The 22,319-nt window shown below is 62.4% G+C and carries 22 protein-coding genes, 1 tRNA gene and 1 pseudogene; 13 read left to right on the top strand and 11 right to left on the bottom strand.

All coding sequences use genetic code 11. The features are described 5' to 3' along the window. Together BLT64_RS11655 and BLT64_RS11650 are read right to left on the bottom strand one after the other, a co-directional pair. Positions 1-1,023, bottom strand: coding sequence for an MBL fold metallo-hydrolase (locus BLT64_RS11655; protein ID WP_011746780.1), 1,023 nt, complete (start codon positions 1,021-1,023; stop codon positions 1-3). Then, positions 1,020-2,711 (bottom strand): acyl-CoA dehydrogenase family protein, encoded by a 1,692-nt coding sequence (locus BLT64_RS11650; RefSeq protein ID WP_011746781.1) that lies wholly within the window; start codon positions 2,709-2,711, stop codon positions 1,020-1,022. The genes BLT64_RS11655 and BLT64_RS11650 overlap by 4 nt, the downstream gene beginning before the upstream one ends. Positions 2,712-2,827: 116 nt before the next feature. Between BLT64_RS11650 and BLT64_RS11645 the strand changes: the two genes are divergently transcribed. Further along, positions 2,828-3,778: an L-threonylcarbamoyladenylate synthase gene (locus BLT64_RS11645; RefSeq protein ID WP_011746782.1), complete on the top strand. Its 951-nt coding sequence runs from the start codon at positions 2,828-2,830 to the stop codon at positions 3,776-3,778. A 3-nt stretch (positions 3,779-3,781) separates the two neighbouring features. Here BLT64_RS11645 and BLT64_RS11640 read toward each other — a convergent pair whose 3' ends face one another. Next, complete coding sequence (locus BLT64_RS11640) at positions 3,782-4,354, bottom strand: YqgE/AlgH family protein (RefSeq protein ID WP_011746783.1); 573 nt, start codon at positions 4,352-4,354, stop codon at positions 3,782-3,784. A gap of 108 nt (positions 4,355-4,462) precedes the next feature. On the opposite strand from BLT64_RS11640, the gene BLT64_RS11635 reads away from it, so the two are divergent. Then, on the top strand, positions 4,463-5,245 hold the full coding sequence (locus BLT64_RS11635; protein WP_011746784.1) for a protein-disulfide reductase DsbD domain-containing protein: 783 nt from the start codon (positions 4,463-4,465) through the stop codon (positions 5,243-5,245). On the opposite strand, the gene BLT64_RS11630 is transcribed toward BLT64_RS11635, so the two are convergent. After that, on the bottom strand, positions 5,242-6,057 hold the full coding sequence (locus BLT64_RS11630) for a uracil-DNA glycosylase (RefSeq protein ID WP_011746785.1): 816 nt from the start codon (positions 6,055-6,057) through the stop codon (positions 5,242-5,244). The two genes, BLT64_RS11635 and BLT64_RS11630, sit on opposite strands and share 4 nt — an antisense overlap. A 105-nt stretch (positions 6,058-6,162) precedes the next feature. Further along, positions 6,163-6,564 (bottom strand): carbohydrate kinase family protein, encoded by a 402-nt coding sequence (locus BLT64_RS11625; RefSeq protein WP_011746786.1) that lies wholly within the window; start codon positions 6,562-6,564, stop codon positions 6,163-6,165. A 154-nt stretch (positions 6,565-6,718) separates the two neighbouring features. Between BLT64_RS11625 and leuB the strand changes: the two genes are divergently transcribed. The 6 genes from leuB (at position 6,719) to BLT64_RS11595 (ending at position 11,509) form a co-directional block, all read left to right on the top strand. Next, positions 6,719-7,840 (top strand): 3-isopropylmalate dehydrogenase, encoded by a 1,122-nt coding sequence (leuB, locus tag BLT64_RS11620; protein WP_011746787.1) that lies wholly within the window; start codon positions 6,719-6,721, stop codon positions 7,838-7,840. Between the two features lie 60 nt (positions 7,841-7,900). Then, positions 7,901-8,854 carry a DMT family transporter gene (locus BLT64_RS11615; protein WP_011746788.1) on the top strand — a complete coding sequence of 318 codons (954 nt, stop codon included), beginning with the start codon at positions 7,901-7,903 and terminating at the stop codon, positions 8,852-8,854. A gap of 76 nt (positions 8,855-8,930) precedes the next feature. After that, positions 8,931-9,007, top strand: a tRNA-Pro gene (locus BLT64_RS11610). A gap of 488 nt (positions 9,008-9,495) precedes the next feature. Continuing rightward, positions 9,496-9,897 carry a hypothetical protein gene (locus BLT64_RS11605; RefSeq protein WP_011746789.1) on the top strand — a complete coding sequence of 134 codons (402 nt, stop codon included), beginning with the start codon at positions 9,496-9,498 and terminating at the stop codon, positions 9,895-9,897. Between the two features lie 11 nt (positions 9,898-9,908). Then, positions 9,909-10,421 (top strand): ImmA/IrrE family metallo-endopeptidase, encoded by a 513-nt coding sequence (locus tag BLT64_RS11600; RefSeq protein ID WP_011746790.1) that lies wholly within the window; start codon positions 9,909-9,911, stop codon positions 10,419-10,421. A gap of 11 nt (positions 10,422-10,432) precedes the next feature. After that, entirely contained in the window at positions 10,433-11,509 is a 1,077-nt protein-coding gene (locus BLT64_RS11595) for a beta family protein (RefSeq protein ID WP_011746791.1), read from the top strand. Here the strand turns inward: BLT64_RS11595 and BLT64_RS27820 are convergent. After that, positions 11,474-11,674: pseudogene (locus tag BLT64_RS27820) on the bottom strand (transposase); the annotation flags it as partial. The gene BLT64_RS11595 and the pseudogene BLT64_RS27820 sit on opposite strands and share 36 nt — an antisense overlap. 64 nt (positions 11,675-11,738) lie before the next feature. Here BLT64_RS27820 and BLT64_RS11585 point away from each other — a divergent pair. The 5 genes from BLT64_RS11585 to BLT64_RS11565 all read left to right on the top strand — a co-directional run bounded on the left by BLT64_RS11585 (position 11,739) and on the right by BLT64_RS11565 (position 18,848). Next, positions 11,739-12,254, top strand: coding sequence for an IS5/IS1182 family transposase (locus BLT64_RS11585; RefSeq protein WP_011746792.1), 516 nt, complete (start codon positions 11,739-11,741; stop codon positions 12,252-12,254). Positions 12,255-12,809: 555 nt separating this feature from the next. Further along, positions 12,810-13,847 carry a toprim domain-containing protein gene (locus tag BLT64_RS11580; RefSeq protein ID WP_011746793.1) on the top strand — a complete coding sequence of 346 codons (1,038 nt, stop codon included), beginning with the start codon at positions 12,810-12,812 and terminating at the stop codon, positions 13,845-13,847. Continuing rightward, positions 13,844-17,032, top strand: a complete 3,189-nt coding sequence (locus BLT64_RS11575) for an RNA-directed DNA polymerase (protein ID WP_011746794.1) — start codon at positions 13,844-13,846, stop codon at positions 17,030-17,032. Before BLT64_RS11580 ends, BLT64_RS11575 begins: the two co-directional genes overlap by 4 nt. Beyond that, positions 17,029-17,937 carry a carbon-nitrogen hydrolase family protein gene (locus BLT64_RS11570; RefSeq protein WP_011746795.1) on the top strand — a complete coding sequence of 303 codons (909 nt, stop codon included), beginning with the start codon at positions 17,029-17,031 and terminating at the stop codon, positions 17,935-17,937. The genes BLT64_RS11575 and BLT64_RS11570 overlap by 4 nt, the downstream gene beginning before the upstream one ends. After that, positions 17,937-18,848, top strand: a complete 912-nt coding sequence (locus tag BLT64_RS11565) for a 3'-5' exonuclease (RefSeq protein WP_011746796.1) — start codon at positions 17,937-17,939, stop codon at positions 18,846-18,848. The genes BLT64_RS11570 and BLT64_RS11565 overlap by 1 nt, the downstream gene beginning before the upstream one ends. Positions 18,849-18,938: 90 nt before the next feature. On the opposite strand, the gene socB is transcribed toward BLT64_RS11565, so the two are convergent. From socB to BLT64_RS11540, 5 genes are all read right to left on the bottom strand, one after another. Continuing rightward, a complete protein-coding gene (gene socB, locus BLT64_RS11560; protein ID WP_011746797.1) occupies positions 18,939-19,655 on the bottom strand; it encodes a type VI toxin-antitoxin system SocB family DNA replication inhibitor toxin in 717 nt (238 codons plus the stop codon). After that, a complete protein-coding gene (gene socA / locus BLT64_RS11555; protein WP_232290483.1) occupies positions 19,633-20,145 on the bottom strand; it encodes a type VI toxin-antitoxin system SocA family antitoxin in 513 nt (170 codons plus the stop codon). Before socA ends, socB begins: the two co-directional genes overlap by 23 nt. A 381-nt stretch (positions 20,146-20,526) precedes the next feature. Further along, a complete protein-coding gene (locus BLT64_RS11550; protein WP_232290484.1) occupies positions 20,527-21,078 on the bottom strand; it encodes a hypothetical protein in 552 nt (183 codons plus the stop codon). Between the two features lie 94 nt (positions 21,079-21,172). Next, entirely contained in the window at positions 21,173-21,412 is a 240-nt protein-coding gene (locus BLT64_RS11545) for a hypothetical protein (protein WP_074810467.1), read from the bottom strand. Positions 21,413-21,426: 14 nt separating this feature from the next. Beyond that, positions 21,427-22,257 carry a hypothetical protein gene (locus tag BLT64_RS11540; RefSeq protein WP_011746800.1) on the bottom strand — a complete coding sequence of 277 codons (831 nt, stop codon included), beginning with the start codon at positions 22,255-22,257 and terminating at the stop codon, positions 21,427-21,429. Positions 22,258-22,319 lie beyond the last annotated feature (62 nt).

Raw genomic sequence — 22,319 nt, 5'->3', positions numbered from 1 at the left:
TCACGCCCCCCAAAGCACCGCGCCGGTCTCGGTCTTGCCCACCGGCCACACCTGGCCGGTCGCGCGCAGGTGGTTGACATGCCCGACCGCCTCGGCCAGCGCGAGGCCGAATTCCGGCTTGGCGATCTGGCGGCGATACAGCAGCGGGAAGCAGCCCACGGTGCTGAGCGGTTCCTGCCGCAGCCCTTCCAGCATCCGATCCAGCGCGGCGCGCTGGTTGGTGGCCAGCTGGCGCAGCCGGGTCGGCAGGCCGCGATAGGGCAGCTTGTGCCCGGGCAGGACCAGTTGTTCGGGCCGGGCGTATTCCGCCAGCCGGTCGCAGCTTTCCAGCCAGTCGCCGACGGTATCGGCCTCGGGCTCTGTCGGATAGACGCCGAGATTGGGCGAGATCGTCGCCAGCATCTGGTCGCCGCCGATCACCAGGTCGTCGTCCAGCGACCACAGCGTGACATGTTCCGGCGCGTGGCCATGGCCCATGCGCACGACCCAGCGCCGCTCGCCGAACGTCACCTGTTGGCCCTCGGACAGCCGGCGATAGCCGGGCGGCAGCGGCGCGCAGACATCGGCGCTGTTGAAGGGACGCTCGTGGCTGCGCTCGTCCAGCAGTTCGGGCGGCATGCCGGCCTGGCGCCAGAAGGCGACGGCCTGCGGCGTCGGGCGTTCCTGCACGTCGAGAATGCCCATCCGTGCCATCAGCCAGGACGCGCGCGAGGTCCAAAGCTCGGCCCCCTGCGCCTGGAACCAGCCGGCCAGGCCGATATGGTCGATGTGGTGATGGGTGGCGATCAGCCGGACGACCGGGGCGCCGGCCAGCGGCCCTTGCAGGATGCCCTGCCAGATGGCTCGGGTGCGGCGGGTGTCCAGGCCGGTATCCACAACCGTCCAGCCATCCGCGTCGCGAAAGGCATAGGCGTTGACCGTATCGGGCTTGAAGGGCAGGGGAAGCTGGAACCAGAACACGCCGGGGGCGATCTCATGCGCCTCGCCCTCGGCCGGGGGGTTATGTGCTTCGCTGCGTATCACCCGGCCATTTGACCCAGCAGCACCGCATCGTCAAGCGCCTCCAGATCGGCCAGGCCGGCGCGGGCGGCGACCAGGTCGGCGGCGAATTGCGGCAGGATGCGGGTGATGTAGAGCCGCGCCAGCGCCTTGCTGCCGCCCCCGGTCGCGGCGCGCAGGTGGTAATGCGCGCCCAGCACCCGGGCAAAGGCGGCAAGATAGGGCACGGCCCCGGCAAAGCGGTCGGGCATGTCCTGCTCCAGCAGCTCCTGCGTGGCCTCGCGCAGCGTCTCGGCCGCCTGCCAGAGCTGGTTGGCCAGTTCCGGCTCGGCCGATTGCGCGGCCTTGGCGCCGTCCAGCACCTCGTCCAGCAGCGCCATGGCCGCCGCCCCGCCATCGGCCAGCTTGCGGCCGACAAGATCCATGGCCTGGATGCCGTTCGTGCCCTCGTAGATCGCGGTGATGCGCACGTCGCGCAGATACTGGGCGGCGCCGGTTTCCTCGATATAGCCCATGCCGCCATGCACCTGCACGGCGGTATCGGCGACGCGGATGCCGACATCGGTGCCATGCGCCTTGGCGATGGGCGTCAGGAAGGCGGCGCGCGCGGCCCATTCCTCCGACCCGGTGGCCCGTGCCATGTCCAGCGCCACCGCGCAGCCCAGGCAGATGGCGCGGGCGGCAAAAACCTCGGCCCGCGATTCGGCCAGCATCCGGCGCACGTCGGGGTGGCGGATGATCGGGCCCATCTGCACGCGCTCGGCGGCATAGGCCACGGCCTGCTGCAACGCCGCCTCGGCCTGGGCCACGCCCTGCACGCCGACGCCCAGCCGCGCCGCGTTCATCATGGTGAACATGGCGGCCATGCCCTTGTGCTCCTCGCCCACGAGCCAGCCCTTCGCGCCCTCGAAGCTCATGACGCAGGTCGGGCTGCCGTGGATGCCCAGCTTGTGCTCCAGGCTGACGACGCGCAGGTCGTTGGCGATGCCGGGCCTGCCGGCCTCGTCGGGGATGAACTTCGGCACCATGAACAGGCTGATGCCGCGGGTGCCCGCGGCCCCGTCGGGCAGGCGGGCCAGCACCAGGTGGCAGACGTTCTCGGTCACGTCGCTGTCGCCCCAGGTGATGAAGATCTTCTGCCCGGTGACGCGATAGCTGCCGTCCTCGGCCCGTTCGGCCTTGGTGGTCAGCGCACCCACGTCCGAGCCGGCCTGCGGCTCGGTCAGGTTCATGGTGCCCGACCATTCGCCCGAGATCAGCTTGGGCAGGTAGAGCGCCTTGAGTTCGTCGCTGCCGTGATGCTCCAGCGCCTCGATCTGGCCCTGGGTCAAGAGCGGGTTCAGTTGCAGCGCCAGGCAGCCCGAGGCGATCATCTCGTTGACCGCCATGTTCAGCGCCTGCGGCAGGCCCATGCCGCCATGTTCGGGATCGGCGGCGATGCCGATCCAGCCGCCCTCGGCCAGCGCGCGAAACGCCTGGGCATAGCCGGGGGATGAGCGGAGCTTGCCGTTCTCCAGCCGCGCGGGCGTCAGGTCGCCGGCGCGGTTCGCCGGGGCGATGACCTCGGTCGCCAGCTTGCCGGCCTCGGCCAGGACGGCGGTCATGGTCTCGGCCGTCGCCTCGGCAAAGCGTGCGGTGCCGGACAGTTCTGGAAACGAAACGATCCGGTTCAGGATGAACGCGATCTGATCAACCGGGGCTTGATAGGCCATCCGCACTCTCTCTCCCTGTGGCGCCTTGGCAAATCCCGCTGTGGCGCGTAACTGATGCCTTGGGTTTCGATCATATTTGCCGGCCCGCGTCCATCAACCACAACCCGACGTAACGAATGCAGACGCTGATCCTTGGCCACGACCCCCGGGGCGTGCGCACCGCCGCCGAGCTGCTGGCGCAGGGCGAGCCGGTCGCCATCCCGACCGAAACGGTCTACGGGCTGGCCGGCGACGCCCGCAATCCCCGCGCCGTCGCGCGCATCTATGAGGCCAAGGGCCGGCCCAGCTTCAACCCGCTGATCGTGCATGTCCCCGATCTGGCGGCGGCCGGGCGCATCGCGGACTTCGACGATGCCGCGCTGGCACTGGCGCGGGCCTTCTGGCCCGGTGCGCTGACGCTGGTGCTGCCGCTGCGGCCGGACGCCGGCATCGCCTCGCTGGTGACGGCGGGGCTGGACACGGTGGCGATCCGCGTGCCGGCGCATCCGGCGGCGCAAGAGGTGCTGCGCGTCTTCGGCGGGCCGCTGGCGGCGCCCTCGGCCAACCCATCGGGGCGGATCAGTCCGACCACGGCCGCCCATGCCGCCGACCCCGAGACCGGGCTGGGCGGGCGCATCGCGGCGGTGCTCGATGCGGGCGCCTGTCCGGTCGGCGTGGAATCGACTATCGTCGGCTGGGTGGATGGCCAGCCTGCGCTGCTGCGCCCCGGCGGCGTCGCGGCCGAGGCGATCGAGGCGGTGCTGGGCCGGCCGCTGGCCCGGCCCGAGGCCGATCCCGACGCGCCGACCGCACCGGGGCAGCTGACCAGCCATTACGCGCCGCGTGCCAGCCTGCGGCTGAACGCCGATGCCGCCCGGCCGGGCGAGGTGCTGATCGGCTTTGGTCCCGTCGCGGGCGAGATGACGCTGAGCGAAACGGGCGACCTGACCGAAGCCGCGGCGCGGCTGTTCGACCTGCTGCACCGCGCCGATGCCGAGGAGCGGCCCATCGCCGTCGCGCCGGTGCCCGAGCGGGGGCTGGGGGCTGCGATCAACGACCGGCTGCGCCGTGCCGCCGCGCCGCGCTAGGCGTCAGGCGTGGCCCGCATCGGGCGACAGCATCAGGGGGTCGATGCCCAGCGATTTCAGTGCCGCCCGCCATTTGCCGGCATCTTCGGCGCCGAATATGATCTCGTCGCCGCGGTCCGAGGTCAGCCAGCCATTTTCGCGGATCTCCGAATCGAGCTGCCCCGGACCCCAGCCGGCATAGCCGAGCGCCAGCATGGCCGGCTGCGGACCCAGGCCGCGCGCGAAATCCTCGAGAATGTCGCGGGTGGTGGACATGGCCAGGTCGTCGGTGATGCGCATCCGGTTCTCGTCCAGCTCGATCTCGCGGGGGGCGCGGTGCAGCACGAATCCCCGCCCCGGCTCGACCGGGCCGCCGAAGCGGACGGGGATGTCCAGCGCATTCGCGCCGGCCTGGATGCCAAGCTGGGCGAGCAGGTCGGAAAAGCCGATCTCGGGCAGTGGCCGGTTGACCACCAGCCCCATGGCCCCGTCCTCGGAATGGGCGCAGATCAGGATCACGGACTGCTCGAAGCGAGGGTCGCGCATGCCCGGCATGGCGATCAGCATCTTGCCGGTCAGGTTGCTCGACTGGTCCATGATCTGCTCCGTCCTTTTCCTTAAAGATCGGTCCTTCCGGCTGTTTTCGCAAGGGATTGCCGCTAATGTGACTTCACGGCCGGGGGGCAGGACGACTAGAACGGCGCCATGAAGACCCTTGCCCTGCTTTTCATCACCGCCGCGCCGGCCCTGGCGCAGGATCTGCCGCCCGGATTGCTGTCGGCCGAATTGCTGCCCGGCTGGACCACCTCCCAGGGCCACCGGATGACCGCGCTGCACTTGCGGCTGGAACCGGGCTGGAAGACCTATTGGCGCAGCCCCGGCGATGCCGGCGTGCCGCCGCGCTTCGACTGGGGCGGCTCGCAGAACCTGGGCGAGGTGCGGCTGATGTGGCCGCGGCCCGAGGTGATCGAATCGGGCGGCGAGCGCACACTGGGCTATCACGATGAACTGGTGCTGCCGATCGAGATCGCCCCAGCCAGCCACGCCGCGCCGGTCGAGCCCAGGGCGGTGGTCGATTTCGGCATCTGCCAGGACATCTGCGTGCCGGTGCGGGTGGAATTGCAGGCCGGTCCCCCCGGCCCGATGCCCGATCCGGTGATCGAGGCGGCCATCGCCCGCCAGCCCGAGACTTCGGACCGCCAGCCCGAATGCCGCATCGCCCGGATCAAGGACGGCATGCAGGTCACCGCCACCCTGCCTGCGGCGGACAGCGCCCGCGGCGACGAGGTGGCGATGGAGCTTGCCGATGACGAGATCTGGGTCTCGGCCCCCGAAACGCATGCGGTGGGGAACCGGCTGACCGCGCAGGCGGAATTCGTCGCGGCCTCGGGCCAGCCCTTTCCGCTGGACCCCGGATCGCTGCGCGTGACGCTGATCGGCCCCGACGACGCGGTCGAGTTCCAGGGCTGCCGCGTGGCGGGGGACTAGCCCTCCAGCCGCGCCGACAGCGACAGAAGGTCGGCCCAGGCTTCGCGCTTGGCCAGCGGCGTGCGCAGCAGATAGGCCGGATGCGCCATGGGCAGCGCCGGCAGGCCGAAGGCCGTGGTCCACTTGCCGCGCAGTTTCAGGATGCCTTGCTGGTTCAGCGCCGCGATGCAGGGCGTGTTGCCCATCAGCACCAGCAGTTGCGGCTGCGCCAGTTCGACATGCCGGGTCAGGAAAGGCAGCATCATCGCGATCTCGGCCGGCTCGGGGCGGCGGTTGCCGGGGGGGCGCCAGGTCAGCACGTTGGTGATATAGAGCGCGCGTTCCGCATCCACCGCCTCGCGCGACAGGCCGATGGCGCCGAACATCTGGTCCAGAAGCTGGCCCGCCCGGCCGACGAAGGGGCGGCCCTGCCGGTCCTCTTCCTCGCCCGGGGCCTCGCCGATGATCATGATCCGCGCCGCCGGATTGCCGTCGCAGAAACAGAAATTGCGCGCGCCCTTCTTCAGCTCGATACCGTCGAAGGCTTCCTGGGCGGCGGCCAGTTCGGCCAGCGTGGTTGCGGCGGTTGCCATGGCCTCGGCGCGGGCGACCAGGTCCTCGGCCTCATCCCGAACCGGGCTGCGCGGGTTTGCGGCCTGCGGGGCGGCGGTCGCCGGGGCAGGGGAGGGCTCGGCACGGTCGGGCATGGCATAGCGGTCGAGCGGCGCGTCGAGACAGGGCTCGTCCGCGCCCAGCTCGGCCTGCCATTGCAAAAGCGCCAGCGCCGTTTCGGCGTCCAGCGCGAATCCCCTGTAGGTCGGATCGGCGGTCATGGCCGCAGGCTAGGCCGCGGCGCGGGCGCGGGCAAGATGCGACGCACGATTGCGATTGCGTGAGCGATGCGAGGCTTTCCCGCGACTGCGCGGCAACCCGGTGCCTTACTGCGATTGCGTCAGCGGCGTGGTGCCGCCGCCCATGCCGACCAGCCGCTGGATCAGCGGCTTGGCCGTCGGCCCGACGCGGTCGCAGGCACCCGGATCGTCCAGAAGCTTGAAGGCCGGCCCGTAATAGCTGCGGTCATAGGCCGAGGCGTCCAGTCCCAGTTTCGCCGCCAGAAGATCGCCGGTGCCGGTGATCAGCGTCCATTCCCCGTCCGTGATCTCGTAATCAGGGCAATTCGAGGTGATGACGTTCACGTTCGCCAGTTCCGCGATCAGCGATTTCGCCTCGGTATCGGACAGGTTCGAGACATCGGGAAGCTTTACGGTGATGCCTCCGTCCGCCAGCGCCGCGCCTGTTCCCAGGACCAACGCGCCGGCCAGAGCCGCGAGTGCCTTCATGGATTGCTCCCTTGCTTGTTCTGGGCCTTCGGTTTCGCGCGCCCATCCCGCCCGATCCGCCCCGCCGGCGCAACCCAATTCGCCGTGAACTTGACGCAGCAGAGGCGCAAGGATACGCGATTGCCAACAGCCAGAAGCATAGAGGATGCCTGCGATGACGACCTATTCCCTGCTGATCCTGCCCGGCGACGGCATCGGCCCCGAGGTCATGGCCGAGGTGCGCAAGGTCATCGGCTGGTTCGAAAAGAGCCGCGGCCTGTCCTTCGACGTCAGCGAGGATCTGGTCGGCGGCGCGGCCTACGACAAATACGGCAAGCCTCTGGCGGACGAGACCATGGCCAAGGCGCAGGCGGTCGATGCGGTGCTGCTGGGCGCCGTCGGCGGGCCGAAATACGACAATCTCGACTTTTCGGTGAAGCCCGAGCGCGGGCTGCTGCGCCTGCGCAAGGAAATGGACCTGTTCGCCAACCTGCGCCCCGCGCAATGCTTCGACGCGCTGGCCGATTTCAGCTCGCTCAAGCGCGAGGTGGTCGCGGGCCTCGACATCCTGATCGTGCGCGAGTTGACCTCGGGCGTCTATTTCGGCGAGCCGCGCGGCATCCATGCCGACGACAACAACCCCGACAACGAGGGCGGCCGCGTCGGCGTGAACACCCAGCGCTATACCAGCGGAGAGATCCGCCGCGTCGCGCGCTCGGCCTTCGAGCTGGCCCGCAAGCGCAGCAACCGCGTCTGCTCGATGGAAAAGGCCAATGTGATGGAATCCGGCATCCTCTGGCGCGAAGAGGTGCAATGGGTGCATGACAACGAATATCCCGATGTCGAGCTGTCGCACATGTATGCCGACAACGGCGCCATGCAGTTGGTGCGCAACCCGCGCCAATTCGACGTGATCGTGACCGACAACCTGTTCGGCGACATCCTGTCGGATGCGGCGGCGATGCTGACCGGCAGCCTGGGCATGCTGCCCTCGGCCAGCCTTGGCGCGCCGATGGCGAACGGCCGGCCCAAGGCGCTTTACGAGCCGGTGCATGGCTCGGCCCCCGACATCGCCGGGCAGGGCAAGGCCAACCCGATCGCCTGCATCCTCAGCTTCGCCATGTGCCTGCGCTATTCCTTCGGCCTGGGTGCCGAGGCCGATCTGCTGGAAAAGGCCGTCGAGAGGGTGCTGGCCGACGGCGTGCGCACCGGCGACCTGATGGGCGCCGAGGGCGGCAAGCCGGTCTCGACCGCCGAGATGGGCGACCACATCGTCGCGGCGCTTTCGGCGCTGTAAGATCCCGGCCGCGCCCGCATCGCCGGGCGCGGCCCAACCTGCAAACCGTCGGGGAGGGGCATGACGGCGGGCAATGTCAAGGGCGCGCTGCTCGCCCTTCTGTCCATGGGGCTCTATTCGACCCATGACGTGATCATCAAGCTTTTGGGCGCGACCTATCCGGCGTTGCAGATCCTGTTCTTCTCGGCGCTTCTGTCCTTTCCGCCGCTGGCGGTGCTGCTTTTGCGCGACCCGACGCATGGCACCTTGCTGCCGCGCAACCCGTTCTGGGTCGGGCTGCGTTCGCTTTGCATCGTCGCCTCGGGGGTCGGCGGCTTTTACGCCTTTTCCGTGCTGCCCTTGGCGCAGGTCTATTCCATCCTCTTCGCCGCGCCGCTGATCGTGACCGTGCTGTCGGTGCCGCTGCTGGGTGAAAAGGTCGGGCTGCACCGCTGGCTGGCGGTCTGCGCCGGGCTTGGCGGCGTGCTGATCGTGCTGCGCCCCGGCGTGACGCCCCTGGGGCTGGGGCATCTGGCGGCGCTGATGGGGGCGACGGCGACCGCGCTTTCGGCCATCGCCGTGCGGCGCCTGGGCCGGTCCGAGCGGACGGTGATCCTGCTGCTGTGGCCGATGATCGGAAACTTCCTGCTGACCGGCGCCTCGCTGGGTTTCGCCTATCGCCCGATGGAGCTGGGCGACCTGGCGCTGACCGGCGTGATTGCGGCCCTGGGCCTTGCGGCGGGCTTCCTGCTGATCCTGGCCTATCAGGCGGGCGAGGCGGCCAATGTCGCGCCGATGCAGTATTCGCAGATGCTTTGGGCGGTTGGCTATGGCTGGTTCCTGTTCGGCGAGCGCCCGGACGGGCCGACGGTGCTGGGCGCGGGGCTGATCATGGCTTCGGGCCTCTACATCCTGATGCGCGAGCGGTTGGGCGCCTCGCGCCTGCGCCCGGCGACGCGGGCGCGCTTTGGCGGCGAGGCGGTGACCGCCCCGCGCTGGAGCCTGTTGCAGCGCCTGCTGCGCGAGCGGCGATGACGCGGTTTTCTGCGCCGGAACTGCAAGATTCCCCCTTGCATTCCGCCGCCCCAGGGGCTACCTGCCCCCTCACGGTCGGAGCGTAGCGCAGCCTGGTAGCGCACCTGCTTCGGGAGCAGGGGGTCGGAGGTTCGAATCCTCTCGCTCCGACCATGTTGGCACTGTGGCGTTTCAGAGAGTCTTCCTTTTGTTTCAATAGGCGGCCCTCTGGTGAGGTCGAGAGCTTCGCGGCTGAGTTCGCCGGGCCGGACCGCCTGCGTGCAACTTTGCCGTGTAACCCCAGAGGCGATTGTCGGTCACGGCCCATTGCTACCTCTCACATCATTGAGTGCCGCGCTCTGAAGCAGCCACTCGTGCGCATCGCAGCGAGTGACCGAGCAGCCTAAGACATGGCAACCACTCCTAGCAGTGCAATGAGCGCGCGGGTGCCATAAGCAATGATGCGATGCTGGGAGTGCAACATGAGAGCTTCCGGTCGAAGTTGCTGCGTTTAACGTACGCGGTGAGCAGTGAGCAGTTCATCCAAACCCTAGCAAAATCAGCTTCGAACTGTCACAATGCAGAAAGTTCCTCTTGACAGGAACAAAAAAAGAACAATATGAGGTGGAGCACAGAATGCCTGAACAGGTCAAAGCGGAGCTATGAAGGCAGTAGGTTATGTGGCCTGCCTCTTAGGTGGTGCGGTTCTCTGCTATCTGCTCTTGTCGCTTGGTGTCGTTGACGCAGTCGATGGGCTGCCCGGCACTATGCAAGAACCCGCAATCGCGATGCCCACATATCTTGGCTTTATGTCTGCGATGATGACGGCGGTTACCGCTGTGTTGGCAGCGGTCGCAATCGGGATCGGGGTTGTTACCTTCTTCACCTTTGGCGGGATCAAGGCTGAAGCCCGGAAGATCGCCAGTGAGCGGGTAAACGAACTGGTCAACGAGAAGCTGTCGGACGACGCGATCAAGGCACGCATTGACGAAATCGCATTCGGGCAAGGGCCGCGTGGTGAACTGGATGAAGACTTTGATCCAGACGACACAGGCAACCGCTAGGAGGGAGAACCATGACTTCACGTGAGTACAATCGAATTGAAGGGCCTGCCAAGAAAATCCTTGAACGGTATCTTGCAGAATACCCTGTAAAGCTCGGGCAACTCGCAAAGGAGCTGGGCGTTTCTATCAAGGTGTCCAGCATGAGCACTGGTGTTTCCGGTCAAATCATGAAGGAAGATGGGAACTACACCATTCGCGTGAACCGGCATGAGGCGCGTGAGCGCCAGAGGTTCACCATCGCACATGAGCTGTCCCATTTCTTCCTGCACAAGGCGGTCATTGACAGCTCGCCGGACGGGATCAAGGATAACGTCCTGTATCGCTCCGGGGAGCCGGAGCGCATTGAGTATGAAGCCAATCGTCTGGCGGCGGACATTGTTATGCCGATGGCGCTTGTCGAACAGGTGCTTCGTGACGAATTTGGCGGCGTAGTCACAGAGGCCACGATAGAAAGCCTTGCGGCGCGGTTCCAAGTGTCCAAAGCTGCCATGGAAATCCGGTTGTCGACCTTCGCAGAAGCATGAGTGAGTGAACCATGGTCCTAGAGAATAAGAGCTACGTTCCAACTTTGGCTATCCGCGCCAGCGAAATGAACGGGCTTGAGTTCTTGCCGGGGGCGACAAAGGATAGGATGACGCCCTGCATCCTTCTCGCCCCTTGGGCCAATTCCCTCACCTTAGACCGGGCTATTGACCGCGTTGAGCGGGCATTCCCCAATCGCAACTACTTCCTAGACATAGACCGGGACTATCAGTTTACGAACCTTGAGAGCGGACCGCAGCAGGAATTGGCGCGGTTGATGGAGTCGGATAACGCCTTCGCTAACTGGGTCGAGTTTGTGGGGCGGCATGAGAATGCGTGGCCCTGTATCCAGTCTAGGGGACAGAGTGAAGCTGACCTAAGAAGGCAAATCGAAGCCATTCAGGAGCTGGGGCGTCCGTACTGCATGAGGATCGTGCGGGATCGGTTCCCCAGCAACATCCAAGAAATCGTTGCGGCCTTCGCGGCTGGGGGTGCTGCTGACTTCGCGATCATCCTAGAGGGAGGCTGGACTCGGGACCCATTGACTCTTTCGGTGTGGTTCGAGGGCGTGATTGCCGAAAGCCTGCAAGAGATTGATGCGGCTGTGCCTGTGGTGCTTTCATGTACTTCCATTCCGAAGATGTTCTCTGCATTTAGCGGCATCACGCCGGTTCCATTCAGCAACCGTCAGCTAATCGACCAAATCTCGCGCAGGTCTAACCGTACGCGAGTCATCTATGGTGACTGGGGGAGTACCCGACCGCGTGAAGAGAGTGGCTTCGCAAGCCGCCCGCTGGACCGCATCGATTACCCCACGGACGGCGCTTGGTATATCGTCCGGAATAAGGATGAAGAGTGGGACTTTAAAGCCGCCGCCGAAGAGCTGATTGAGAATAGCGACATCTGGGATGGGAATCTTAACATCTGGGGCGAAGAGATGATCTATCAGACCACAATCAACGAAGAAATCGGCATCGATACCCCGCAGAAGAACGTGGCGGCGCGGGTTAACATCCACCTTCACCGGCAAGCGTTCTATGGGGCCGGTGACATTGGTGGAATGAACCTTGATGAGGATTGGGAAGACTAGGCACAGGACGGCACGCTCAGCGGCCAGGCCGACCATGATCCGGGTGAAGACTCAGTTGTCGCTCCAGCACTTCCAACGGTTGTAGAGGGTCTTGGCTGGTCCGTATTCCTTCGGCGCATCGCACCAGCGCAAACCATTGCGATTGATGAATATTATGCCGCTGATGGGCTCTGTTGCGCAAACCCCTGCGGGAATTCATTTCGTGAATCCAGCATGGTAGCTGGGCGTCATGAGCAGACCCACACCTCCGACCTACAAGACCAGGAACTGGCCGGCCTACAATGAAGCGCTCAAGCGCCGCGGCTCGCTGACGATCTGGTTTGACACCGACACGACCTGGGATGCCGTGCCGACAGGTCGGCGTGGCCGTCAGCAAACCTACAGCGACGCCGCCATCCAGACCTGCCTTTCAATGAAGGCCTTGTTCGGCATGGCGCTTCGAGGCGCTGCCGCCGTCATCCCACCCCGCAAGAACGCAAAACCATGGAAGCCGAACACGCCCGGAGTGCGCGCACGAAACGAAGCCTTGCGGGCGTCAAAATATCTTGGGCGGGCGCTCTGGCGAAACTGGAGCGGCTATCACCGCCGAAGCCGCGTCGAGAGCAAGATGCATTGTGTAAAGCTGCTGGGTCAGCGCCTCATGGCGCGAGACTTTGATCGCCAGGTTGCCGAGATCCAGATCCGCATAGCCGTCCTGAACGACTACACCGCGCTCGGCATACCCGTCACAGAGGCCGTAGGATAAGTCTGTCCGGGGATGGGGGAACCTCGACCATCAGCCGATTTGTGCAACAGAGTCGTCAGGAACGCTGCATTGGATGTTTGATTGTGGCCTGTGCTGGTTCTCACTCGGTTCGGCACTCGGTTGCGTACAACTTCGGCACCCGGTTGCATGACATTCGGCGCCAGTAGCTCCAGAAGTGCCGGTCTCAGAGCCAGCGAAGGCGAGAAGCGCGGAGACCTCAACTATCGCAGCGGTTCTCGCCTTCGCTGTTACTGCCAGTGACGGAGACAAAAAGGGCGGTAAGCGGCCGTTCGCTGCATTGTGCGCGAATGGCCGGTTTAGAGAGCCCCTGGCAGTCTGACTGCTTATCGGCTTCCTGAGATGGAGACCGGACATGGTTTCTGCTGTCGGTAAAAATTAAGGAGCCAATGTGGCGACTGGCTTGCAAGGTGACCAGTCAGTTGATTGTATTGTGCAGGGGGGAGCATGGCGACAACTATCGGTAGGGCGAATAGCATCAACAGCGTTAGTAGGGTGGTCAATCCGCTCGACGTTCAGCGTCAGGGGTGACTGAGATTGTCACGAAAGAGGTATGATCTCGAACGGATCAAGGCGATCCCGATTGCCACGGTCGCAGCGGATCTCGGCTTCGCACTCTCGCCGAGGGGAACCGGACGTTGCCGACTACCTGGACACCCGGATCAACGGCCTTCCTTCTCGCTGCGTTCGATCAGTAATGGCTTCTCCTGCTTCGGCTGTCAGCGTTCCGGAAGTGTAATCGACCTCGTCATGGCGATGGACAATCTCGACTTCTTGGCGGCCTGCCGCTGGCTGGATGATAACTATCTCAACAGCATCAGCGCCCAGCCCCGATCAAGACGCCGACCATCGACCATCCAGCAAACTTTGCCGGTTCCGGTGCAGTCTTCGTCTCACGGCATGGCCCCCGAAGTCTACGGTTGGATTCTCGATCAGTCGCCGCTTTCCGCGAGCGGCAGAGCTTATCTCCAACGACGAGCTTTCAGCGCCGAGACCATTGCACACTTCCGAGTTGGTCAGATTGGTGATCGCACCAGCTTGTTTCGACGCGCGCTATCGGCTTTCGGAATGCCGCGTCTCGAGGAAGCGGGCCTTGTCATGCAGGGGCGCTATGGGCCACTACTTTGCTTGCCGTCGAACTATCTACTCTTTCCCTTCTTGCAGGACGGCACAGTCACCTACCTCCAGGCTCGTCGCGCGGACGACGGCAAGGAATATCGTTGGTTCTGCCCGGCGAAGCTCCTGCCGCCTCCCTACAATCTTGATGCGCTCGCCAAGCCAGGGTCGACCATCACTATCTGTGAAGGGATCACTGACGTGCTCTCGGCGCATGAACTTGGCATGCTTCCGATTGGGCTTCTTGGCGCGATGCGCAACCTTGGAACTGATATAATCGACCGCCTCATAGGCCGTAACGTCGCGATATTCGCCGATGCTGATCGGTCGGGGCGTAGTCTGGCCAAGAGGCTTAGCGACCGGCTTGCTGCGCGCGGTATTACGGTAGTTACCAAGCAGTTGCCACCAGAGGTCAATGATCTGAACGATTATCTCCGATCGCGGCGAGGCATAGCATGACCTGGTTCAATCTTCTCCTCATGCCAGAAAACTTGCTCTGGGCATGGCGCAAGGCGCGACGCTGCTATCGTATGGCAGACGGACTTTTTGATCAGGCTGAGATTGCGGCCTTCGAGCTGAATCTCGAAGCCGAACTGACCGCTATTCGGCACGACTTCGAGACAGGGAACTGGAGAAACAGACCAATCAGGTTGGTTCCCCAACCGAAAAAGCCGGACAAGGAGGGAAAGCCACGGCTAAGACAATACTTTGAGATTTCCGTTCGCGATCAAGTCGCTTGGATCGCTCTCGTCAATGTTCTGGGGCCGGAATTGGATCAGAGGATGCCGGCGTGGAGCTACGGAAATCGGCTGTATCGTGCTGCATGGTATGAGGAGGAAACCGCTGAAGGGCAAAACTCCAAGCTAAATATTGGGCCCTATCGACACTCAGCAGGTTATCTTTACCGACATTTCAAACATAGTTGGCCGCTCTTCCGGCGCCACATCTCACTCACCGCTCGCAAGATGGTCGGGAAAAGCATTGAGGAGGACGATCTTGATGCCGGCGAACGCTTGGCCCTCGAGCAGGGCGACGAACTTGCCTACTTCCACCCAACGTTCTGGAATCGTCCAGCGTCAGGCGACAATACGCTCTATGCTGCATCGCTGGACCTGAGTAAATTCTACCCGTCGGTGCAGGTTTCGGCGATCCAACGAGGCTTCGATACTCTGGTAGAAGGGTTTTCTGACGAACCCCGCCTCTCAGCACTTCTCTCTGCAATGCTTCGGTTTGAGGTCGACGACGGAGGCCTCGACCAAGCTCTCAAGGCCAAAGTCGATCCTATTGCGCCCGTCGGATCGTTCGATGGCATCCCGACAGGCTTGTTCGTCGGTGGCTTCCTCGCGAACGTCGCCATGCTCCCAATCGATCGTGAGGTCGAGAAGCTGCTGCTGCAACACCGCAACATTGCTCATTTTCGCTTCGTCGACGACCATGAGTTCCTCGCATACGATTTCGACCGGCTCCTAGAGTGGATGACCGAATACGCCCATCTGCTCGCACGACACGGCATCGGTGTAGAGATCGAGCGCGAGAAATACAGTCCGGCGGAATTAAAATGGCTGCTTCACCCCGACGAGACAGTCGAGCCTAAGAAACTATCGGAGCTTCGATCCGTCGCGATCGCTGCCGCGTCTGTTGATGGTCGCAAGCCCACCCAGCTTATGACGCGGACCTTAGCGCAGGTTTCGATGTTGGCAGCGACCGATTTTGACTTACTGACCGATGCTGGCCGTAGTCAGCGGCTTGAGCAACTCGAATGGCTATTGCTCGCCAATATCCCTGACAACGAAATTCGCGGCGATACTCGCATGGCCTTCGCCGCTGCGCGGATAGCCAACCTCACGCCCGCCTTGTTTCGTCCAAACGAGGAGCTTCTGCTCGAACATCGCCGGCTCAAGGCGCTCACCCGTGGCAAGGCACCCGCAGATCTGGAACCCGCTATGGTCAAGCCATTTCTTGACCGCATCGCTGAACTCGAAAAAACTGAGCAGGAAAACTGGGCTGCACTCGTAAAGCGTCATTTCGGGCTGCTCTTTGAGGCTTTTGCCACCCATCCTGACAAGGTCAGGCTTTTCACGCGTTTGCTGGATTACTGCCGGGTGACCGGACACAATGGTTTTGACCGCATGCGTCGCTGGATGGACGACCACACCGACGATGATCACAAGTTCCTGCAGTCGTATCTGGGAGCGATGGCGTTACACGTCCTCGCTCGACATGTCCTAACTGCCAGCGTTGCCCTCTCTCAGCCTGACCTACTCCACCGCGAACGTGGTGCGGCGCGAGCCTTTCTTGAGAATCTGGTGCGCGCGGATCTCGAGGCTTTCGTCCCCCGCGCAAGCGAAGCTGTCCGATTGCAACAGTTCCAGTGGAATGCGCGTCGGGCATTCGAGGCCGCACTAATGCTTGGGGCGACTGAGATAGCGATGACGGACGCCACGCTCTCGAATGAGATGCTGGTCCGAGCGATAGGGCCCGAAAAGGCGGCAGCACCTGGCTTCGTCGTGCTGTTCGAAATGACTGGAGTGCCGCTGGGGGTATGGTTCCACTGGCTGTTCACGACCACCGGCGCACATCCCATGCAGCCGCCCGTCTACTGGGCGACGGCCGCCAAGAGTTATGAACCTAGCCGCCCCGAGGACTGGAACGGTCTGAGACGCTATCCCCGGCTCTTGCCCCCTGCCGCCTGGAAGCGCTTGGCCGAGGATCCGTTCCTTCTTAAGAGTGACGACGAGGGCTGGCTGCTCGACGCAGCACGAACGCAGCCTGATCGCTTTGCGGGGCTACCGAACATCGCCCCGGTCATAGCCGACGTTCGTGCGCGGGTAGGTAACTCTCGAGCGACGCTGTCACTTGTGGAATGGACCGAGAAGACAGCGGTGATGGACTCCAGTGATCCACGCCGATCAGAATGGACTGCGCTAGAGATCGTTCGGCAGATCCTTGAGCCGATCTTCGAGCCCGAAGGGCCCGACATAGATTATCTAGATAGGCTTCATCCTGAGGACGTAGGCATTCCATTCGAATGGCTACCTGCCGATTGGAGGGCGCTGCCAGAGGCGACCGACGCGGGCGATAAGATCACATGGGAGGCTTGGCAAAGCCTGACACGCCGTAGCAGGGTTGCCCATTCCCCCGGAATGAGGGACTATCGCTATCATGAGGTGCTGGTATCGGTCGACGACCGCGCTTGGCCACGCCGCCTCCGTGCGCTCGGTCAGATTCTCTGGGGCATATTGCGTCAGAGCTTCGTCCTGCCGGCAGCCTGGAACATCCGCGGCCAGGAGCGGAGCCTGATCGAAATCGTAGCCCACGATATCGAGCGGCTTACGATCTCGTCCTTCACCATCTCTATCCTTCGGGCATGTCTGCTCCCACGAAGTCGAGAGACCTCGATGCTGACACAGTTTCCCATGTTGTTCGGTAATGCGAAGGGGCAGTCAGCCGATGACACCGAGTTCGATCAGCTTATCGACAGCCCTGACGCCCTGCTGGCGCAAATCAAGCAGGCACAGGACGTATTGCAGAAGAGCCAGATGACCGTCCTAGAGCATAAACCCCGACAACTTATTCCGGTTCGACTCCGACAGATGGGCGCGTTTATCGATGGCATGCCAAGCGAGGAAGAGCTCGGACTATGACAACTCCACCTAGCCCAACGCTCACCCCCTTTCTCAAGGTTGGCATCATTCAGACCTCCCTCGATCCCGCTGCTGCTTGGGCGGCCGTCCCTAAGATGTCGCCGTGCGAGGAGGAAAGAGCTATCACGGAGATCCGGGGATTCTTCGCGGCTTTCCACCAAGAGCAACCGCCACCGGACATCATAGTGCTGCCAGAACTCTCGGTGCCCACCGGCTATGAGGCGACCCTACGTAGAATGGCCGGGAAGATGCAGTCGATTGTGATTGCCGGGCTCGATTATCGCGTCGGAGGTAAGCCTGGCGAGGTTCACAATGAGGCACTGCTCATTGTTCCTAAGAGGTGGCGCAATCGGAAGATGGGGGCCAAGGCGACAACACGGCGCATCGGCAAAACCTATGCGGCACCGGAGGAAGACAAGAAGCTCAAAAGTATCTCGTGTGAATTTAAGCGCGATCCGTCAGTGTGGCTGTTCGATGGGGACGAAATTGGCGCGTTCGGCGTGATGGTCTGCTACGACTTCCTCGATCTCGAGCGGATCGCGATGTATCGTGGAAAGGTGCAGCACCTCTTCATCTTAGCGCTCAATAAAGATGCGACGTCTTTTCGCCACGTCGCTGAAGCGGTCGCACGCATGGTGTTCTGTAATGTGATCATTTGCAATTGCGGGCATTTCGGTGGTTCACTCGCCGTATCTCCTTACCGTCTATCCGAGCGCCGAACGATCTATCAGCATGCTGGACCTGGGCTTGCCACCGCCCAGATTATCGAGTTACCCGTCGAAAGGCTGGGACTGCATCAGAAGGGAGGTGACCCGCTCAAGGATGGCATCAAGGAGTTCAAAAGCCTGCCGCCCGGCTACCAGTTCTCGGTGGCGCTGCTCGAGAAGCTGGCGAGGCTCGTCTGATGAAGTTTCCCCATCTCTTCAATTCTCGCGCCAGTTCCACGGATTTGGGAGAGTATCTCGCTCACCGGCTATCGCAGATTCCTGGGTATCGGGTCTTGCGCGAACTAAGTTTTGCCGGACAAGTGGATGAACTCGCCCCTCGATCCACCGAAATGCGGATTGTCGCTATTATCGATACGGAAACGACAGGGCTGGACCCTACCACGGATCGGCTTGTGGAAATTGCGATCGAACGGCTGAGCGTCGATGCGCGGGGCCGGATCATCGAGATGGAGCATCCCCGCTCTTGGCGCGAAGATCCGGGCCGGTCGATGCCTCCACGACTGACCCTGCTTACTGGGCTTACAGACGCAGACCTCGCGGGATGTGCCTTTGACGACGAGAGTATAGTAGCGCAGCTCGGAGAAGCTGACGTCATTATTGCACACAACGCGGCCTTTGATCGACCGTTCGTCGACGTTCGCTTCCCAGCGCTTCAGCATCAAGCGTGGGGATGCAGCCTCACTCAACTAGATTGGCTCACTCTTGGCTTCGACGGACGCGCGCTTGGACATCTGCTGTTCCAAGCTGGGTGGTATTTTAAGGGACATCGCGCCGAACAGGATGTTCACGCCCTGGCAACGCTTCTAGGCAGCGTGGCGGGAGACGGCCGCACGATAATGTCCCATCTTCTCGAACGCTGCGATCGTCCGAACTTTCGCATTGCGGCCATTGGGGCTCCCTTCAATGCCAAAGATCTACTCAAGAGCCGGGGATATCGATGGGATCCGACGCACCGTTATTGGTGGCGCGAAATTGATGCTGATGTACTCGACGGAGAAAAGGACTGGCTCGATCACGCGGTCTACGGAGCGACCGGTGGACATCCAACTGTGTCAAGAATAACTGCGAGCGAGCGGTTTGCTCGATAACTCATGCGAAGTCGCCTAGAATACGCTCAATCTATTCTCGCGAGGCCTAAGGCGCTAGCCGACTGATCGGGTTGGCACTGAAATGATGCCTCAGATCAGCGGGCCAGTACCAGTCGCCTTTCCCCGCGCCTTATTCTCGCGCTCTTCCAGCACATCGCGCCACATCTCATAGGTCGAAGCCACCATCTGCTCCAAATCCTCGCGGGAGTAGAGTTCAACGCCCTCGTCCGTGTGGAGCCTGACCGCGCGCCGATCATCAGACGGGTCGCTAAACTGCACGATGGTCAATCGAACGTCGGCAAAGTCCTCGTCAGCGGCCCGGATGCGCTCATGCATCATCGATAACGCGAACCTGCGGCCTTCGGCGGTTAAGCCTCTGGTGCGGCGCGGTTCGATAAACAGGGCGCTTGCCTGCTCATCGATGGCGAGAATCATCGGCAGCCAGAATGTGACTTTCTGCCCCATGCCCATCGACAGCGGGAAGAACTCCTGCCGTCGCCCGAAGACCCGACCAGAAGTCGCAAAGTCGTGCAGGCCAAGGGCAACGCGCCGGTTGTAGTTGAATTCCTCGTCCGACTTGCTGCGCTTCCGCAACTCGGACTCAATCACAGTCCAAGGCGTCGGATCGGCTGACCCTAGGTCCAAGTCGGGCTGGATGTTGAAGATGTCAGAGAAGCAAGCGCGCACCGGCTTGTAGGAGAAGGTCGAGAAACCGCCCTTCATCTGCTCCAAGCTCTTGCGTTTCATGTCATCGCGTTGGGGCGCGATGCGCGCAAGGTCAATGTCAGGCAAAAGGCGCGTCGTCACTAGGCGGTTCTCCTGCACGAGGACTTGTGCCGACCGACACCTTATGGTGGCGGAATCGGGCGATGATCACATCATCCGGTATCCGCATCCCAAAAGCAACATCTGTTCGTGCTTTGTCCACGACCACCGACCACGGCGAGTCCTTCGCGTGGGACAGATCGACCAGCCGTCCAGGCGGGAGGTGCCCGTATGATCTCATCACGTCGGACACGAGGTCGATGACTTCAAGGTCCGTCGGCTTTGGCAGATCACGCGTCTTGCCTGTGAGCGGGTCTTTCGCGGCCGCCCGGTTGATGATGGGTGCGGAGCCTGACGGCTTGAACGCCCGATAGACGGCTGGATGCACGGGGCCGTACTGCCACGCCTCGAAGTAGCCCGACACGAGCGGGCGCTTCGTCTTGGTTAGGTGTATGCCGTGAGCGAAGTAGAGCAGCTTCTGGAGGGCAAGGTTCGTGATTTTCCAGCCGCGCCGATCCGCCTCGTCCAGCATGAGGTTCGCGATTGCCCTCGGATCGTATGGCCCACTCATGACCTCATGCCTGTCGCCTTCGAGTTCTATTTTTGTTCAGCACTATGCCGCGAAACGAAGTGATTTGGCAACCGCATGATCGAGGGGTCCGCCTGCCCAAGGTCACTCGTTCGTTTCCGAGTAGCTAAGCGATGCACCCTAGCTTCAGCAAGGATGCCCGCCCATCATTCCAGCGCTGATGCATCGTTTGCCTCCCACCAAGCGAGTAAACTACCAGTTCTCGGACATTCGGCGGAGCGAGATGCTGCGCCTAGTGTCGAATGGCCGCTTTTGCAGCAGATTCCCTGCACCAATCGCCGAGAGCAAACGTCAGGAATGGGCCGATCTTCTCCTCTAACCATGTCACGCGGCCCGTTCCCGCAGGGCTTCATACAGCCGCCCTGGCCCCATCAGTGCCGCTTTCAGCCCGGCCTGAATCGTCGGAGATTCTAGTGCCTGTCGGCTCATGGCCGAATGTGCGTCCAGGGCGTCGATGACAGCATCCATGATTGCCGCTTTCAGCAACGGCGAGTTGTCGAACTGCTCCTTCTGGTTGCTGCCAGCCTGCTGGGAAAGCGTTTCGTTCTCCACCAGCTTGCCCTTGATCGCCATGGCATAAGAAAGCTGGTCGTTGTCCGTCACGCCGATGAACAGATCGTTCATCCTGGCAAGGATCTCGGACAGCAGAGCCTTTTCCTTGTCTTGCACTTCCGCCGAGCCGGATTCGCTCATGGGCTTCAGCTTTTCAGCCGCGCTGCCCAAAGTCAGGTCCGCCTTGTCCTTCGCTGTCAGCTTGTGGTGCGTCAACTCCACCTTGCTCAGGTCCACACCCTCTCGCTCGCGGCCGAAATCAACCGCCTCATAAGGCCGGGCGGTAAACTGTTGAAACCCGCCGACCCACATAATCATCCTCATCCCGAGAACCTGCGCTGGCATCGTGAGAACGTATTCGGACAGATTATTACAGGCGTACCACCACTGTGGGAGTAAGAGCCCGAAGTAGGCTCTATCAACTCAAGCCATCCCGACGGAGCGATTCTCTCAGTACGGCCTGTAGCGAAATCTTCTCCTGTATACTGCGCAGCTGCATCTTCGCTAATGCTGACATCGAGACCTTGACCTCTAGAACACATTCGGCATCGTCAGTGGGATTGTCGCGAAGATAGGTTAGCATGCTTTGAAGGTTTTCCGCATCGTGGGCCGCTAGTTGCTCGTCGCTAGGTTCGGTGAAAACATCGCCTCCGTCCATCCGGATCGTCCTCCTCACAGCTTCATATCCGAAGGTGCCGCTGTCGCAGTCAGTTTCTCGTCCACCTGAGAGTTTGCGGCTGCCCGATCCTGATCGACCAGCTTATAATCCGTCAGCCGGAAATTGAGCGTGACCGTGGTAGCGCTTGTGCGATGACTGACACCGAATGTCGCGCCACAATTGTTTGGTCCCCCAGTCAGAAACGGCGCCTCGTAGCTGTATCGCCCATTGTCCGGCAGGCCGCGAACACAGGCATAGCGTGGTTCCGGACCGCCACCGACAAAGGCGATGTCGCTGTAATCCATATCTGTTGCCCAGAGCCAGGAGTTCGTACCTGGGGATACCTTGGTCTCGGAGGGCTCGCCATACAGGTCCTCCAGCTGGGCGAGCAGGCTGGCACCGTCAGGACCATCGCTGGCGCTCAGCCTGACCTCTCTGCGCACGACAGTGACCACGGAACCTGATGCCGGCGTCGAGACGTCAAGTTTCAGGCTGTCAAAGGGCTGATCATCCTGATTGTGCAGGAAGAAGGTGATACCCGGTGTTTCATAGCCTAAGCGCAGTTCCGTACGGAATGTGCGCCCATCCGGACTGCTGATCTGCAGCGTGCCATCCAGTGGCGACAGTTCCTTGCCAAGATGTTCCTCGATCAGACGCACGGCCTCATCGATCGGCATGCCGGGTTTCACGCCAAGGATCTCAAATTCATATGGGCGCGGTTCAACGACGACAGCATGCTGGAATGCGTCATATCCGGGCTGTTGCGGGAGGGACTGTGCGCCGGCAGCGGCGGCGGCAAGGAACGTGAGCAGCGCGATGGCAGGGATGCGATGGGGCGGCAGCAAAGGGCTTCTCCATAAATTCACTGTTTTCTTCATAATTCATAGAATACTTCATAGAATCAAGT

The organism is Paracoccus denitrificans (assembly GCF_900100045.1).
Classification (GTDB): domain Bacteria; phylum Pseudomonadota; class Alphaproteobacteria; order Rhodobacterales; family Rhodobacteraceae; genus Paracoccus; species Paracoccus denitrificans.
This window is presented reverse-complemented; position numbering and strand designations above follow the sequence as displayed.

What these genes read in the sequence shown, in the direction of transcription:
- BLT64_RS11615 (WP_011746788.1), top strand. Translation starts at nt 7,901, where the DNA reads ATGACGGCGGGCAATGTCAAGGGCGCGCTGCTCGCCCTTCTGTCCATG.
- BLT64_RS11565 (WP_011746796.1), top strand. Translation starts at nt 17,937, where the DNA reads ATGAAGTTTCCCCATCTCTTCAATTCTCGCGCCAGTTCCACGGATTTG.
- BLT64_RS11585 (WP_011746792.1), top strand. Translation starts at nt 11,739, where the DNA reads ATGAGCAGACCCACACCTCCGACCTACAAGACCAGGAACTGGCCGGCC.
- BLT64_RS11595 (WP_011746791.1), top strand. Translation starts at nt 10,433, where the DNA reads ATGGTCCTAGAGAATAAGAGCTACGTTCCAACTTTGGCTATCCGCGCC.
- socA (WP_232290483.1), bottom strand. Translation starts at nt 20,145, where the DNA reads ATGCTGGACGAGGCGGATCGGCGCGGCTGGAAAATCACGAACCTTGCC.
- BLT64_RS11645 (WP_011746782.1), top strand. Translation starts at nt 2,828, where the DNA reads ATGCAGACGCTGATCCTTGGCCACGACCCCCGGGGCGTGCGCACCGCC.
- BLT64_RS11625 (WP_011746786.1), bottom strand. Translation starts at nt 6,564, where the DNA reads ATGAAGGCACTCGCGGCTCTGGCCGGCGCGTTGGTCCTGGGAACAGGC.
- BLT64_RS11650 (WP_011746781.1), bottom strand. Translation starts at nt 2,711, where the DNA reads ATGGCCTATCAAGCCCCGGTTGATCAGATCGCGTTCATCCTGAACCGG.
- BLT64_RS11550 (WP_232290484.1), bottom strand. Translation starts at nt 21,078, where the DNA reads ATGAGGATGATTATGTGGGTCGGCGGGTTTCAACAGTTTACCGCCCGG.
- leuB (WP_011746787.1), top strand. Translation starts at nt 6,719, where the DNA reads ATGACGACCTATTCCCTGCTGATCCTGCCCGGCGACGGCATCGGCCCC.
- BLT64_RS11605 (WP_011746789.1), top strand. Translation starts at nt 9,496, where the DNA reads ATGAAGGCAGTAGGTTATGTGGCCTGCCTCTTAGGTGGTGCGGTTCTC.
- BLT64_RS11635 (WP_011746784.1), top strand. Translation starts at nt 4,463, where the DNA reads ATGAAGACCCTTGCCCTGCTTTTCATCACCGCCGCGCCGGCCCTGGCG.
- BLT64_RS11640 (WP_011746783.1), bottom strand. Translation starts at nt 4,354, where the DNA reads ATGGACCAGTCGAGCAACCTGACCGGCAAGATGCTGATCGCCATGCCG.
- BLT64_RS11570 (WP_011746795.1), top strand. Translation starts at nt 17,029, where the DNA reads ATGACAACTCCACCTAGCCCAACGCTCACCCCCTTTCTCAAGGTTGGC.
- BLT64_RS11575 (WP_011746794.1), top strand. Translation starts at nt 13,844, where the DNA reads ATGACCTGGTTCAATCTTCTCCTCATGCCAGAAAACTTGCTCTGGGCA.
- BLT64_RS11600 (WP_011746790.1), top strand. Translation starts at nt 9,909, where the DNA reads ATGACTTCACGTGAGTACAATCGAATTGAAGGGCCTGCCAAGAAAATC.
- BLT64_RS11545 (WP_074810467.1), bottom strand. Translation starts at nt 21,412, where the DNA reads ATGGACGGAGGCGATGTTTTCACCGAACCTAGCGACGAGCAACTAGCG.
- BLT64_RS11630 (WP_011746785.1), bottom strand. Translation starts at nt 6,057, where the DNA reads ATGACCGCCGATCCGACCTACAGGGGATTCGCGCTGGACGCCGAAACG.